This window comes from Alteromonas sp. KS69, assembly GCF_003989595.1.
GTDB lineage: Bacteria > Pseudomonadota > Gammaproteobacteria > Enterobacterales > Alteromonadaceae > Alteromonas > Alteromonas naphthalenivorans.
The window spans coordinates 71,551-85,207 of sequence record NZ_PYHU01000001.1; the positions used below are offsets into that span (position 1 = coordinate 71,551).

A 13,657-nucleotide genomic window follows, 5' to 3' on the forward strand; every position below is an offset into this window, starting at 1 on the left:
ATGCGCCTACAATTCGTAATTGCATAGTAATACAGGCATTAACTGAGTATTTCACCGCGTAAAAGTGTTTTGGAGCAATGCATGAATGAGATTCAGGGTAAGTATGACTATATCATCGTAGGTGGTGGGTCTGCAGGTGCGGTATTAGCGGCACGATTATCTGAAAACCCAGCTCTGAAAATTCTTATGCTAGAAGCCGGTACGAAAGACACTAACCCGCTTATTCATATTCCTTTTGGTTTATCGCTATTAAGCCGATTTGAAGGCATAGGGTGGGGGTATCATACCGCACCACAAAAAGAACTATACGATCGTGAGCTATTTTGGCCTCGAGGAAAAACACTAGGCGGCAGCAGTTCCGTTAATGCTATGTGTTACATTCGTGGTCAAAAAGAAGACTACGATTATTGGGTAGAGCAGGGCGCAGCTGGCTGGGGTTTTGAGGACGTACTACCTTACTTCAAGCGCTCTGAAAACTTCTTCAAAGGTGAAGACGAGTTTCATGGAGAAGGTGGGCCGCTGCATGTTTCTCAACTTAAGCACACCAGTGTGCTTTCCGATGCTTTCGTTGAAGCCGCAAGCCACGCAGATTTTAATGTTGTAGATGATTTCAACCGCGATATACGTGAAGGCATTGGCTATTATCATGTTACCCAAGTCAACGGACAGCGCTGCTCAACCGCAAAAGGCTATTTAAGCCAAGCACTTCACCGCAATAATCTTACTGTACTTACCGGTGTGGCCGCGGAAAAAGTACTATTTGACGACAACAGAGCCATTGGCGTGCAAGTACGAGAAAAAGGCAAAATTGCGCGGTATTCTATTAACCGTGAAGCGGCTAATAGCGAAGTAATACTCTGCGGCGGCGCTATCAACTCTCCCCAACTACTTATGCTTTCCGGTATCGGGCCAAGAAACGAATTGGAAGACAAAGGCATTTATGTCATGAATGACCTGCCAGGGGTGGGGCAAAATTTACAAGACCACCTAGACGCTATTGTTCAATTTACCTGTAAAGCACGAGAAGGTTATGCGATTGCTGCTGGTGCATTACCCTCTTACCTAAAGGCCTCGTACGATTATCTTTTTCACCGTAAGGGAATTTATTCTTCTAATGTGGCTGAAGCGGGTGGTTTTGTAAGTTCAAGCCTTGCTACCCGAGGCCCAGACATTCAATTTCATTTCTTGCCCGCTATATTAGATGATCACGGGCGAAAGTTTGCCTTTGGTTATGGGTACGGCGTGCATGTGTGTTGTTTGTACCCTAAAAGCAGGGGCAGTATTACGCTGCAAAGCAGCCATCCTGCCGATCACCCGCTTATCGATCCAGGTTACCTCACGGAACCTGAAGATAGACAAGTAATGATTGAAGGCATACGAATGGCAAGAAAGCTGTTAGCTGCACCTACGTTTGATAAATTTGAAGGCAGTGAACTGCATCCAGGCACTGATGCTGAGTCTGATGAAGCGCTTCTTGAGTTTCTAAGGGAGCGGGCTGAAACCATTTATCATCCTATCGGTACTTGTAAAATGGGGAGTGACGACGACCCTATGGCCGTGGTCGACAATCAGCTTAAAGTGCGCGGCGTAAAAGGCCTGCGTGTGGTAGATGCCTCTGTGATGCCAAGCCTTATTGGCGGAAATACCAACGCGCCTACCATCATGATTGCAGAACGAGCGGTAGATTTTATTAAAGCTGAGCATGAAGGGCTTACTGCGCCCATTTAACTGATGTCTTAGCTTTTCGATACTTGCATGAACAAATCGGCGGCGCAGTCACACATTTCATCAATGTGGCTGCGATCAGCATATATCCCATCAATTAATAACCGTGCAATACCATGCAAGGTGCCCCATGTTACCTGAGCCATGCGAAGTGCGTCTTGCCCTGCTGGTAGTAGGCCTGTTTGCTGCCAGTATTTTGTCATATCTACTTGGAACTGAAAGCAAGGGTAAGCCACTTCTTTTAGCCCTTGTGTTGCGCCATTGTCGTGCCAAATAGTACGACCAAACATCAGCTCATACATTTGCGGGTTGTCCGCTGCGTAGCCTATATACTCATGAATAAACTGACGAAACCGCGCTTGTGGTGTCACGTCGTGTTGTTCGAAAATTCGCTTGGCGTTGGTATGCCACTGGCTAAAACCTTTGGCCGCAATGGCGCTTAACAAGGCGCTTTTATCTTTAAAGTGATGATAGGGCGCGGTTCGCGACACACCAGCATCTTCCGCAAGCTTTCTAAGTGATAAGCTGTCTATACCGAATTCTGCCACCCGTTTCGTCGCCGCTTCTAATAAAGCGGTGCGCAAATCGCCATGATGATAAGTTTGTGCTGCGTTTGTCATACTGGTGTAAACCAAACCCTATTTTATGGTTGAGACGAATAGATAACGTTTTATCTTGACAGTGTCAACATTGCATTTTATCTTGACGCCGTCTAGTTTGCAAAAATGTTAACAGGAGAGTGAAATGGAAGCCGAGTCAATGTCGCAAGAAAACCCGTATTCTACCCTTGAAGTGATACAAGAAGGGTATATTGCAAAGGTCGTGTTAAACAGGCCAGAAGCCATGAACAGTATGAATCCTGCCTTTTGGACAGAATTCCCCGCTGCCATTCGCGCGATAGACGACGAGGGCACCGCCCGCGTTATTATCATTTCTTCTACCGGAAAGCATTTTTCAGCTGGCATGGACTTGTCGGTATTTTTGAATATGGCGAAAGACTTTAAAGGCGACCCATCAAGGCGTGCAGAGCGCATGCGCCGTATGGTGATGCTATTGCAAGATAGCTTTACGGCGATAGAGCAAGCTCGTATGCCTGTTATTGGGGCAGTACAGGGCGGTGCCATTGGCGGCGCAGTAGATTTGCTTAGCGCCTGTGACATGCGTTATTGCACCAGCGATGCCTTCTTTACTATAAAAGAAACGCAATTAGGCATGACCGCCGACGTAGGTACTTTACAACGTTTACCTAAGCTTATTCCTATTGGTGTTGTGAAAGAGTTGGCGTACACCGGCCGTAATTTTGGCGCCCAAGAAGCCCAGCAGTTAGGCTTTGTGAATAAGGTATTTGATGACCAAGATATCATGCTTAGCGAAGTGACTAAGTTAGCGCAGTCTATCGCGATGAATTCTCCCGTTGCGGTAGCAGGCACTAAAACCATGATTAATTACGCGAACGAGCACACTACTGCTGAGAGCTTAACTTACATGGCAACGTGGCAGGCAGGCATGTTCCAAATGGAAGATGTGATGAAAGCCATGGAAGCACAGAAAACCCAATCGCTTCCTGATTTTGAGCCACTTCATGGCGCAGTAAATAAGATGAAAGACTAGCGTGCAGGCAACCGAATAGCCTACAAGAAACACGCTGTAAAAACAGAATATAGAAGCATTAAGAAACAGGCACTAGTTAAGGATTTATGATGAATACGACCGTTACCGATCATCCTGTATACCCAAGTTTATTTCGCCCGTTAGATTTAGGTTTTACCCAGCTTAAAAACCGTGTGCTAATGGGCTCTATGCATACTGGCTTAGAAGAAATGCCAAAGGGCCATAAGCACATGGCTGCGTTTTATGCAGAGCGTGCCAGAGGCGGTGTCGCCCTTATTGTTACCGGTGGAATTGGCCCGAATGAAGAAGGCTCAACCCACCCTTCAACTCGCCGACTAGATACAGACGAAGCTATCAATCACCATAAAGAAGTGACCGATGCCGTGCATATTGCAGGTGGTAAAATTTGTATGCAAATATTGCATACCGGTCGTTATGCTTATAGCGATAAATTGGTGGCGCCTTCTGCAGTGCAAGCGCCCATTAATCCGTTCAAGCCAAAGGCATTAGAAGACGACGAAATAGAACAGCAAATTAAAGATTTTGTATTTTCAGCCACTCAAGCACAGCGTGCTGGTTACGATGGCGTTGAAATTATGGGCTCTGAAGGTTACTTCTTAAACCAATTTATTGCTAAGCGCACCAACCATAGAGATGATGACTGGGGCGGCGAATATGAAAACCGTATCCGCCTACCTATTGAAGTGGTTCGTCGAGTACGCGAAGCAGTGGGTAAACACTTCATTATTATTTACCGTTTATCAATGCTAGACCTTGTTGAAGGTGGCTCAAACTACGAAGAAGTGGTTCAGCTAGGTAAAGAGATTGAAAAAGCCGGTGCAACTATCATCAATACCGGTATTGGTTGGCATGAAGCCCGAATTCCTACTATTGCGACAAAAGTACCCAGAGCCGCTTTTACCTGGGTAACAGCGAAGTTCCGTGAAGCCTTGAGCATTCCGGTGATAACGTCAAACAGAATTAATACACCGGAAGTGGCGGAAGAAGTGTTGGCGCGCGGCGATGCCGACATGGTGTCGATGGCACGCCCTTTCTTGGCCGATTCGGATTTTGTACGTAAAGCGCAGCAAAATCGCGCAGACGAAATAAACACCTGTATTGGCTGTAACCAAGCCTGCCTTGACCATGTATTTAATGGCAAGTTAACCAGCTGTTTAGTTAACCCTCGTGCGTGTCACGAGTTAGAGCTTAACATTGTGCCGGCCGACACCAAAAAACGCATTGCGGTAGTTGGGGCAGGGCCAGCAGGTTTAGCGTCAGCCGTAACGTCTGCCCAGCGTGGTCACGACGTAGTAATTTACGATAGTGCTAACGAAATTGGTGGTCAATTCAATGTAGCGAAACAAATTCCGGGTAAAGAAGAGTTTTATGAAACCTTGCGTTATTTTGCTCGTCAAATTGAGCTGCATAAAAATATTACGTTAAAGCTAAACACCAGAGTTGATGCAGCCATGCTTAACGACGAAGGCTTTGATGAAGTGATGGTGGCCACCGGTATTAAACCGCGCACGCCTGCCATTGAAGGCGTTGAGCATGAAAAAGTGATGAGCTACTTAGACGTGCTTAAAGCGAAAAAGCCAGTAGGGCAGCGCGTAGCCATTATTGGGGCCGGTGGTATCGGCTTCGATACGGCCGAGTTCTTATCACACGGTAAATCGACCCCAAGCCAGGATATTCCTGCGTTTATGAAAGAGTGGGGTATTGATATGACCTTTACCGCGCGTTCAGGGATTGAAGGGGTCAAGCCACAGCCTGAGCCGTCTAGTCGCGAGATATTCTTGCTACAACGTAAAACCAACAAAGTGGGGGCTGGCTTAGGTAAAACCACGGGCTGGGCTCACCGCGTAGGGTTGTTAGCGAAAGGGGTTAAAATGATTCCAGGCGTAACCTACGACAAAATTGACGATGAAGGCTTACATATTACTGTTAATGGTGAAAGCCAACTACTTCCTGTCGATAACGTAATTATTTGTGCTGGCCAAGAGCCGATGCGCGACATCGTTGAAGGGCTTAATATGCCTTATCACCTAATTGGTGGTGCCGATGAAGCATTAGAACTAGATGCAAAACGTGCTATCGACCAAGGTACGCGAGTGTGTGCTGCGGTTTAAATTGATGTTTGGGATTTTGCAGCAGGGTTAGGAAGATACCTTAATATTTACTAACCCTGATATAGATGCCAACATTGATAATTGTCTAAAAGGCCTATTCCTGCGGGAATAGGCTTTTTTATTTGCTGTGGTATTTTATAGGTAGCTAAGCGCAGTAAGAGCCTTTCGGGGCTATTTTGGTATGCGGCGGTTGTGTACGTAAACCGGACATTTTCACCTTAGGCTTTCTTTTTGAGAACGGTTAGTAACTTTTTTCGTAACAGTGAAAGTAAGCTCGTAACATTTAAATTACGAGCAATATTTAGACGATGAAAGCGTTAGCTCTTTTGAGCTAACTTATCTTCAAGTCGAGAGATTTCTTGCTTTCTTCCCAAGTCGGCAAGCGGGCGTTCTGCTCTGGCAGGAGCTTGTTTCGCTTTTTTTGCATACGCTCGTGCTTGGTCGTACTTACCATTGTCATATAAAAATTCAGCGTAAAAGTAGTTGGGATCAATGCCATTAGGGTTGATTTCAAGGGCATGCTTTAACAGTTTCTCCGCTTTCTTGTCATTGCCAAAGCTTATCGGCCAACCCGGTAGCTTATGATAAAGTACCCCGAGGCTTGTCATGGCTGATCCTGCCAAGGCATTTTCTTCTAATCGCATAGCATGCTCAAAGCTTTTACGCGCGGCTTTAGCGTATTCGAGTGCACCTAACCCGCCTTTAGCCCCTGCTGCGCTAGATTGAATAATGCCTTGCCAAATAATCAACTCAGGATTGTTGGGATTTTTAGTAACGAAAAGCTTCGCTTTTTCCATAAGTGTGACAAAGGCTTTTTCTTTTTGCTTATCCTCCAACTCATAGTTGATATGAGCCCATTCGTGTTGAAGTATGGAAAGAGGAGACTGAATCTCTTGCTGCATCGACGGGGTTGATACTTCGTTTACGGACTGTCTTACGTTATCTTGGGCAAATGTGTAACTTACAAAGCCCAGAGATAATGTAAGTAAAGTAATTCGGGTTACAAAGGCTAAATTTTTCATCATGATCGCTCCGGTACTAAATCAACTTACTAGTTAATTCGTTAGTATTTTGCGCGTTGTCTATGCACGCACTCTGCTCTCTTTTGCTGAATGTGTGGTGTTTAATAATGGGTAGCTTTTTCGCCAACGCGTTATCTACAATGGTGGGAAGAATGCCATTCAATTTGGCAAAGATTCGCTCAGCAAAGCCGATGCTAAAGCGAGTTTTGTTTTGCTCTACTAATTTAATAAGCGCTTGTGCAACAACTTCTGGAGTATCAACTTGATTACCCAGCGCTTTATTGAGTGCAACAGCTCTCTCGTCATTTATTGCCGTTGAGGTCGCTCTTGGAGCCAAATAGTGAAACCGAATGTTGCTGTCGTGATATTCGCGGTGCAGGGCTTCACTCCAACCTTTAAGCGCAAACTTCGTCGCGCAATAAGTACTGTGAGCGGCAAAACCAATGCTACCGAATGCTGACCCAACATTGACGACATGCGCATGAGGACGTTGCGCCAAAATGGGAAGTAAAACTTGGGTAAGCAACATGGGAGACAAAAGGTTAGTTGTCACCACTGACTCAATAGGGGCACTGGTAAATTCACCGACATGGGTTGTACCAGCATTGTTAATCAGCATACTTACCGGTAAACGTTCGCAAATGTGAATAAGCTTTTCTCGACCTACATGGTGCGAAATGTCTGCAGCGACAATAGTATGTTGGTGTTTGAGGGACTGCTGTAACTGTTTAAGCTTTAATTCATCTCTACCAGTTAGAATGAGGTGCGCACCTTTTTCATCAAATGCTTTAGCAACGGCGTGTCCAATGCCACCACTGGCACCTGTTACTAGTATTACTTGATTTTGCCATTGAATATTCATCATACTTTACCTTGTGTTATCCCTACCTAAAACAGTGTTCAACAAGTTACGCAGTTTGTGCAACGGGGCGTAAACCATGTTCTGGCGTAAGTTCGCGAAAAATATCACCATACAAGCGATAAAACATGTTAGCGCTGTGTATGATCATGGCCTGCTCTTGCGGGGCGACTATTTTGTTCATTAACCCCTCAAAGAACACTATATGCTCTTGGTCAAGCGCACCATGTGAAGTCAAATATTTGAAAGCTGACTTGGGGAGCGACAGCTTATCTTTGATTTGCTTTGCCGTAGCATCAGCGAGCGCAATACTTGTGCCTTCCAGTACAAACACCATTCCAAAAAAATAAAGTGGATTTTTACGCGCAATGGCGTCAAACGCATAGGCAACCATAAGTTCAGTAGCAGGTGCAGGCTGGCCGTAGCGAGCTTCGTTCTTATCCACCCCACATGCTGCTAAGTCGTTTAAAATCCACTCTTGGTGTCCCATTTCCTCTTCAATATATTCGCCAATTGCTTCGCGAAGCCATTCTTTGTCTTCGGTTAATTTCGCGCCAGTAGCCATAAGAAGCGGGACGGTGAATTTAACGTGGTGATAGGCCTGTTGAAGGAACGCGATATAATCATCAAGAGAAAAGTCATTATTAAAACAACGTTGAATTATTGGCACTTGTAAAAACGCATTTCTAGCTTGCTCGGTACTTTCTTGAAGTTGTTGATAAAATGACACTATTTACTCTCCAATGTTAATCTTTTGAGACGCACTGTTTCCAGTATGCGAGATAATATGAGGGGGTGAATACAGTGCGCCTAAAGTGCAGCTGTAATGAGTGATTACATCGTCCCGTTTGACCTTACCTGTTTGAGTTAATAACCCATTTTCTGGTGTAAACGGCGCAACGACATCAAAGTTTTCTATTTGTGCATAGTCGGGTAATTGTTGATTAATCAGTTCAACGGCTTTTCTAATTCTGTCCGTTGAGATCTGAGGTGATAAAGGCACTATCAAAGCAACACAGTGGGGGCGAGCTTCACAGAAGACGAGCGCCTGACGCAATAATCCACTCCCCATCAGTAAAGATTCGATCCATTCCGGCGACACGTTTCTACCTGCGCTGTTAACCATAATATTTTTCTTACGGCCACTTAACGTTAGAACGCCATCGTTAATAACACCTAAGTCCCCAGTTCTCACCTCGGGTGGATAAAAACTTTCTGGTTGATTCAAATATCCTAAAAAGTGATTGCCCGCCACGACAACTTCGCCTTTGTCTATATAAAGAGTATTGTGGCCAAGCGCTTTGCCTGCAGAACCAGGCACATTGCAGTTTGGTGTATTGAGTGTCGAGACCGAAACAGCCTCTGACAGGCCATAGCCTTCATAAACCGGTAAGCCTCTGGCTCGTGCTTCAGTCAATAAGAAAGGCGAAACATGAGCACCGCCAACTGCTATAAACGATAACGACGTCGGTGGCAGCCAGCCTTTTGAGCATGCTTCGAGAAGCACCATGAGCAATTCTGGCACTAAGATAATTGATGTTGGCTGAACACTGTCTATGAGCTTTAGTAATGCTTGCGGGTTTACAAGTCGACTACCTTCAAAACCTCTCGCACTTGCAGATGCAAGCTGTACAGTACCGCCATGAAGTAGTGGCGCGTAAATACCCGCTATATTTTCAAGCAATGTGGAAAGAGGCAGTATGCATAAATGATTGACTTCGTCCTGTTGAAAAGCGCTATCAATAGACTTTGCAACTTGCCACTGAGATTCGCTAGAAAGGCACACACCTTTTGGCGTGCCTGTAGACCCTGAGGTAAAAGTAATCTTATTAGTGTCTTTAGGCATATTCACAGATGTTGCGAACGGAGTTAGTGTATATCCAGTAATGTTTAAACTATCACTTAAGGTTTCTTTTTTAGCCGCCGGAAATAAGGTTAATGTTCCGCTCGAAAGTAGGCATTCACACTGACTCTCTTCGATAACATGTCGCTGCTGCGTCTCACTGAAAAACAGTGGAATAGGTACGCAGCAAACTTGTGCTTCTTGGCATGCAAGGTCAGCTACCACCCACGCAAAACTATTGTCAAAGGCGATAGCAATGCGACTCACATTGTTGTTTATGATCCAAGTGGCGAGGTGAGTAACTGCTTCTTTAAGTGCCAAGTACGTCAACGATTTATCATTATGCTTCAGCGCAATAGCTGAGTCGTCACCGTTTAAGTAGTGTTCAAGCAACATGCGAGGCTCCTTTTGGGTAGCAAGCTAAGGCATCGTTTAGTTGTTGTTCGAAATTTGAACCAGTGATGAGTCCAATTGCCTGTTGATAGTATTGACGAAGAAGTACACTGTTCACTACCTGATGAGTAACTTCTTTGAGGGACAGGGCTATTACCTGTGGTGCTGTATCGTAATACGTACCCCAGTTATCTTGACTGGATATCAGTTTTCTTGCATCAGCGGGTGCCAAGAAAATAAGCGAAACACCTGAATTTTGAAGAAGTTTTTTTACCTGTTTCGTCGCACTAAAGACCACGTGCTTTTTACCAAGCTGAGAGAATAAAAAGAACAGTGACAGTAAAAGTGGTAGCGTATATCGCGGTGAACAACTAAATAAGTTACCTACTTCTACAATTTCGTGTCTTTGCGTGCTAATTCCATGACGTAATAATTCTCCCTCAATAGTGCTATCTAAGTACTGCTCGATGAAAAGTGCGTGGTTGGTGCTGTCAGTAGCACTACATCTCGCACCGGCGGCAGCCTTTACTCCGTTAAATTCAAGTGCAAACAACATAGGCATGAATGAAGTGATATGCGCGTTATAGCGAGTAGCGAAGCCATTAGCGATAAAGGTTTCAATTTGTTGCCTTGCTGGGTAAGTAAGATTTGCAGCAACAAAAGCAAGTGATGTGCGCTGTCTTCTGTGCTGAAATGCCACCCCATCGTCGAGGGGGGTTGGTGCTACCGATAAAGTAAGGCTCATACGTACACTCTTGTGTTCTTCGATAGTATGAGTATTACCGCGCTACCTTAAGAGTACCTTAAGTGGGTCACTTTTTTAGAAAAGCTAAATCAAAAACTTGCCGTGCTAAAATAATGCTGGACATTATACTGGCGTTGACGGGCACTCTATCCATAACAGTCGATTTCGTTTTCACTCCTTACTAACGGTAAACAGGAGCGTCTGAAGGTAGACTACATGTCGCATAAGCAGCATCTGAAGAGATAAGTAACCACTCGTCTCGATGTGCAAAACCTAAAGATAATGCCTTTTCTAAATCAACACATTGAAATAGGTAGTCCTTAGGGGCTAACAAAAAACGAGCGGGCCGCGCTTTAAGCCACGCCCAAGCAGTGCCATTCTCTCTTTCTTTTTCGGTATGGTAACCAAAGTGAGCTAGGGGAAATGGTGAATATAGTAAGTATTGTTCCTTAACGTCGACAATGCCCACATCGAAGTTACCAATGCTGGTCGAAAGAAAACTCATCTGCGTTTGAGCACGCACTAACAGTTGTGATGGGGTGCGTATTTCATTGAGTATCCATACGCCCATTGTCGATGGGATGACAGTTATTATCACTAACCACGATACGAGATGTTTAGATAAATTTAAAAACTGTGTGAACAAACCCATCATACCTATTAGAAGGCATATGGCCCCTAACTTGGTAATAGTACTTAAGTCGCTGTGAAAGCGTAAAATTAAGGAGCTTGCTGTTTTTTCATTCAACAAAAGCACGGTGCCAGTAATGAAGACAACTAGCGAAATCACAAGAGTCACAGAACGCGCAAAATTACCAATCGCTTTTGAGATGCCACTTCGAGAGAGTAATAACCCCGAAATCATAGCCACAGCAGGAAGTGCTGGAAGTACATAAACACCGCGCTTCCCAGGGCTAAAACTGAAGAATGCAACGACTAATAATACCCAAACTGCTAGCGCTAAATAGGCAGGGTTGTCGCTTAAGAGACGTTTTATGCCTTTACCTTTAAATGCTAGTACTATGAGGGCGGGGAACCAAAACACTGGAATAACTTTGAAAATATAGTAGTACCATGGCTCAATATGGTGCCAAGCATTTGCATATCGCTGCGCTGTCTGCTTCAGCAAAATATTTGATAAGTACTGCTGAATCGTTGGGTCTTGCTGATGTGCGCCTAAATAAAGCACAGGCCCAAGCCAAACTAAGACCACACCTAGCATAACCAAGGGCCCTAGTAATGCGCGTTTTTTCCATCTTGTTGTGGGGAGTTGTTTTTTGAAGGTTAAAAAAGAAAGGGGGATTAAGATAAAAATAGGCAAAAAACCCACGCCTTTAGTAATAATTCCCAGACCCATTGCGCCCCACGCGATGAAATAGCAGCGCCAGCTTTCGGCTATACAAAAATGGCGAATAAAGCCATAAATGCCAACCCAAATAAAACAAGCAACCAACGCATCTATTTGAGCAAACTTGGCTTGAATTAGAAACTGTGGGCTCAACAATAGCAGCAACATGCTGAGTATAGCTGTTCTCTCATCAGCAAGAGCTCGTGATAAACGATAAGTGACTGTCAACGTTACGAGGCTTGCGATGGCATTAGGTAAAAGCATTGCAACGCTTAAACTGCCAGTCAAAACGTAGAAAAGTGCGATACCCCACATAAATACAGGGGGCTTATCAGGGTAAATCTCTCCCCCACGCATTGGAATCAGCCATTGACCACTTGTCACCATCTCCTTGGCAACTAAAGCAAAACGTGGTTCGTCCGGCGGCCAGGCATCGCGAAAGCCTAAACCACTGAAAATAATGATGGCTGCAACAACAAAAAGTAAGAAAACCTTACGCTCGTGACGAAATATATTTGTCACTTGGCGTTGTCCTTGTGAGTAAAGCGCAACATTGAAAGTATTAGCAAAACGCTAACTACTAGGCCTGCTATATGAATAGGTTTTTCAACGGCATTAATATAACGTGAGCCACCTCCTAGCATTGAGAAAAGTAAGGTTTGCGGAATAAATCCTAGCGCACTTGCCGAAATGAAAGGAATAAAAGGTACTCGAAACGCACCAGCTAAAGCATTGGTCGCAACATTAGAGCCTATTGGAAATAGTCGAACCATGAGTATTGTTCGAAAGCTGCTCTTCACGAGTTTCACGCGCATTTGTGAAAAACGGTTCTCAAAAACTTCTGATTGAATGGCTTTGGCTATGAGCTTTCTAAAAGGACCGCGTACCAATAGATAGGCTGTACTTGCGGAGATACAGGTAAGTAGTAGCGCTATAATACTACCCTCAAATGAGCCAAAACCAACCCCACAAAAAAAGCTAACAGCTTGCCGGGGAATACCCAGTGTCATTAATACAACAAAGGCACTTAATACCAAGAATACTTCTTCCGTGCTGAGTTTCGCTATGTAAGATATCAACCAGTTTGGATCGGCGCTATGTGCAAGAATGTCACTGGTTACTTGAACTGATAGGTAACAAACCACTGCCATCAAACTGGTACTCACCAAGATACTGACAGTACGCATAAGAGGAAAACACTCACTTTTCATGCGTGAATATCTCGTTGATGGAACCGAGTTTATTGCGATACATCAACCACCTGACGCCGAGCATATCTACAACACCAGCCCAACCTCTATTCCAAGCATTGTAATTTGATTGACCTTCATGGCGAGCTCGATGATTCACAGGCACACACACTATATTGCCACCTAGACGTTTTGTGAGGGCAGGTATGTATCGATGCATATGATCAAAATAAGGAAGCAATAGGAAGGTACGTCGTGGAAGCAGCTTTAAACCACAACCCGTATCAGGTGTATCATCATCTAAAACATACTGACGAATGCGATTTGCCACTTTAGATTGCACGCGTTTCCATCTTGTATCTTTTCTTTTTTGTCGATAACCAATGACGCAAAAGTGGGGACTGTTTACTTGTTTAGCTGTTTCGATTAACTTTGGGATATCCGCAGGATCGTTTTGACCATCAGCGTCTAATGTAATAACCCATTTTCCGTGAGCAGCGAGAACGCCGTGATAAACAGAAGTGCTCTGTCCGCAACTGGAGGGATGCACTATTACCCTTAGAGTAAGGGGGAATGATCCTGCCAACGTGGCCAGTAATGTAGATGTGCCGTCATCACTACCGTCATCGACTACGATAACTTCAGTTTGTTCAGGAGTTACTGAATGAGTAATTTCCCATAGCAATGAAGGAAGATTTTTTGCTTCATTTTTTGCAGGAAGAACTACACTAACTTCTATCTGGTGCATATGGCGCGTGTATGAAAGTAAAGATGCGCAGTATTGTATGT

At 44.5% G+C, this 13,657-nt stretch carries 12 protein-coding genes; 3 read left to right on the forward strand and 9 right to left on the reverse strand.

Features of this window, described 5'->3' with window-relative positions:
* Window positions 1-81 precede the first annotated feature (81 nt).
* A complete protein-coding gene (locus C7Y69_RS00340) occupies window positions 82-1,728 on the forward strand; it encodes a GMC family oxidoreductase (RefSeq protein WP_013783463.1) in 1,647 nt (548 codons plus the stop codon).
* An 8-nt stretch (window positions 1,729-1,736) separates the two neighbouring features.
* Here the strand turns inward: C7Y69_RS00340 and C7Y69_RS00345 are convergent, their stop codons facing one another.
* Window positions 1,737-2,345 carry a TetR/AcrR family transcriptional regulator gene (locus C7Y69_RS00345; protein ID WP_013783464.1) on the reverse strand — a complete coding sequence of 203 codons (609 nt, stop codon included), beginning with the start codon at window positions 2,343-2,345 and terminating at the stop codon, window positions 1,737-1,739.
* A gap of 124 nt (window positions 2,346-2,469) precedes the next feature.
* On the opposite strand from C7Y69_RS00345, the gene C7Y69_RS00350 reads away from it, so the two are divergent.
* Together C7Y69_RS00350 and C7Y69_RS00355 are read left to right on the forward strand one after the other, a co-directional pair.
* Window positions 2,470-3,336 carry a crotonase/enoyl-CoA hydratase family protein gene (locus C7Y69_RS00350; RefSeq protein WP_126871432.1) on the forward strand — a complete coding sequence of 289 codons (867 nt, stop codon included), beginning with the start codon at window positions 2,470-2,472 and terminating at the stop codon, window positions 3,334-3,336.
* 89 nt (window positions 3,337-3,425) lie between these two features.
* Window positions 3,426-5,468, forward strand: a complete 2,043-nt coding sequence (locus tag C7Y69_RS00355) for an NADPH-dependent 2,4-dienoyl-CoA reductase (protein ID WP_013783466.1) — start codon at window positions 3,426-3,428, stop codon at window positions 5,466-5,468.
* Between the two features lie 317 nt (window positions 5,469-5,785).
* Here C7Y69_RS00355 and C7Y69_RS00360 read toward each other — a convergent pair whose 3' ends face one another.
* From C7Y69_RS00360 to C7Y69_RS00395, 8 genes are all read right to left on the reverse strand, one after another.
* Entirely contained in the window at window positions 5,786-6,370 is a 585-nt protein-coding gene (locus C7Y69_RS00360; RefSeq protein WP_409513409.1) for a tetratricopeptide repeat protein, read from the reverse strand.
* Window positions 6,371-6,506: 136 nt separating this feature from the next.
* Window positions 6,507-7,355: an SDR family oxidoreductase gene (locus C7Y69_RS00365; protein ID WP_126871434.1), complete on the reverse strand. Its 849-nt coding sequence runs from the start codon at window positions 7,353-7,355 to the stop codon at window positions 6,507-6,509.
* A 43-nt stretch (window positions 7,356-7,398) separates the two neighbouring features.
* Window positions 7,399-8,079 (reverse strand): TenA family transcriptional regulator, encoded by a 681-nt coding sequence (locus tag C7Y69_RS00370; protein ID WP_013783470.1) that lies wholly within the window; start codon window positions 8,077-8,079, stop codon window positions 7,399-7,401.
* Between the two features lie 3 nt (window positions 8,080-8,082).
* Window positions 8,083-9,588: an AMP-binding protein gene (locus C7Y69_RS00375; protein ID WP_126871435.1), complete on the reverse strand. Its 1,506-nt coding sequence runs from the start codon at window positions 9,586-9,588 to the stop codon at window positions 8,083-8,085.
* Window positions 9,578-10,330: a thermostable hemolysin gene (locus C7Y69_RS00380; protein ID WP_013783472.1), complete on the reverse strand. Its 753-nt coding sequence runs from the start codon at window positions 10,328-10,330 to the stop codon at window positions 9,578-9,580. Before C7Y69_RS00380 ends, C7Y69_RS00375 begins: the two co-directional genes overlap by 11 nt.
* A 181-nt stretch (window positions 10,331-10,511) precedes the next feature.
* Window positions 10,512-12,200: an ArnT family glycosyltransferase gene (locus C7Y69_RS00385; RefSeq protein ID WP_013783473.1), complete on the reverse strand. Its 1,689-nt coding sequence runs from the start codon at window positions 12,198-12,200 to the stop codon at window positions 10,512-10,514.
* Window positions 12,197-12,889, reverse strand: a complete 693-nt coding sequence (locus C7Y69_RS00390) for a TVP38/TMEM64 family protein (protein ID WP_013783474.1) — start codon at window positions 12,887-12,889, stop codon at window positions 12,197-12,199. Before C7Y69_RS00390 ends, C7Y69_RS00385 begins: the two co-directional genes overlap by 4 nt.
* Complete coding sequence (locus C7Y69_RS00395) at window positions 12,879-13,616, reverse strand: glycosyltransferase family 2 protein (protein ID WP_013783475.1); 738 nt, start codon at window positions 13,614-13,616, stop codon at window positions 12,879-12,881. The genes C7Y69_RS00390 and C7Y69_RS00395 overlap by 11 nt, the downstream gene beginning before the upstream one ends.
* Window positions 13,617-13,657: the final 41 nt, after the last annotated feature.

What these genes read in the sequence shown, in the direction of transcription:
- C7Y69_RS00340 (WP_013783463.1), top strand. Translation starts at nt 82, where the DNA reads ATGAATGAGATTCAGGGTAAGTATGACTATATCATCGTAGGTGGTGGG.
- C7Y69_RS00345 (WP_013783464.1), bottom strand. Translation starts at nt 2,345, where the DNA reads ATGACAAACGCAGCACAAACTTATCATCATGGCGATTTGCGCACCGCT.
- C7Y69_RS00350 (WP_126871432.1), top strand. Translation starts at nt 2,470, where the DNA reads ATGGAAGCCGAGTCAATGTCGCAAGAAAACCCGTATTCTACCCTTGAA.
- C7Y69_RS00355 (WP_013783466.1), top strand. Translation starts at nt 3,426, where the DNA reads ATGAATACGACCGTTACCGATCATCCTGTATACCCAAGTTTATTTCGC.
- C7Y69_RS00360 (WP_409513409.1), bottom strand. Translation starts at nt 6,370, where the DNA reads ATGCAGCAAGAGATTCAGTCTCCTCTTTCCATACTTCAACACGAATGG.
- C7Y69_RS00365 (WP_126871434.1), bottom strand. Translation starts at nt 7,355, where the DNA reads ATGATGAATATTCAATGGCAAAATCAAGTAATACTAGTAACAGGTGCC.
- C7Y69_RS00375 (WP_126871435.1), bottom strand. Translation starts at nt 9,588, where the DNA reads ATGTTGCTTGAACACTACTTAAACGGTGACGACTCAGCTATTGCGCTG.
- C7Y69_RS00380 (WP_013783472.1), bottom strand. Translation starts at nt 10,330, where the DNA reads ATGAGCCTTACTTTATCGGTAGCACCAACCCCCCTCGACGATGGGGTG.
- C7Y69_RS00390 (WP_013783474.1), bottom strand. Translation starts at nt 12,889, where the DNA reads ATGAAAAGTGAGTGTTTTCCTCTTATGCGTACTGTCAGTATCTTGGTG.
- C7Y69_RS00395 (WP_013783475.1), bottom strand. Translation starts at nt 13,616, where the DNA reads ATGCACCAGATAGAAGTTAGTGTAGTTCTTCCTGCAAAAAATGAAGCA.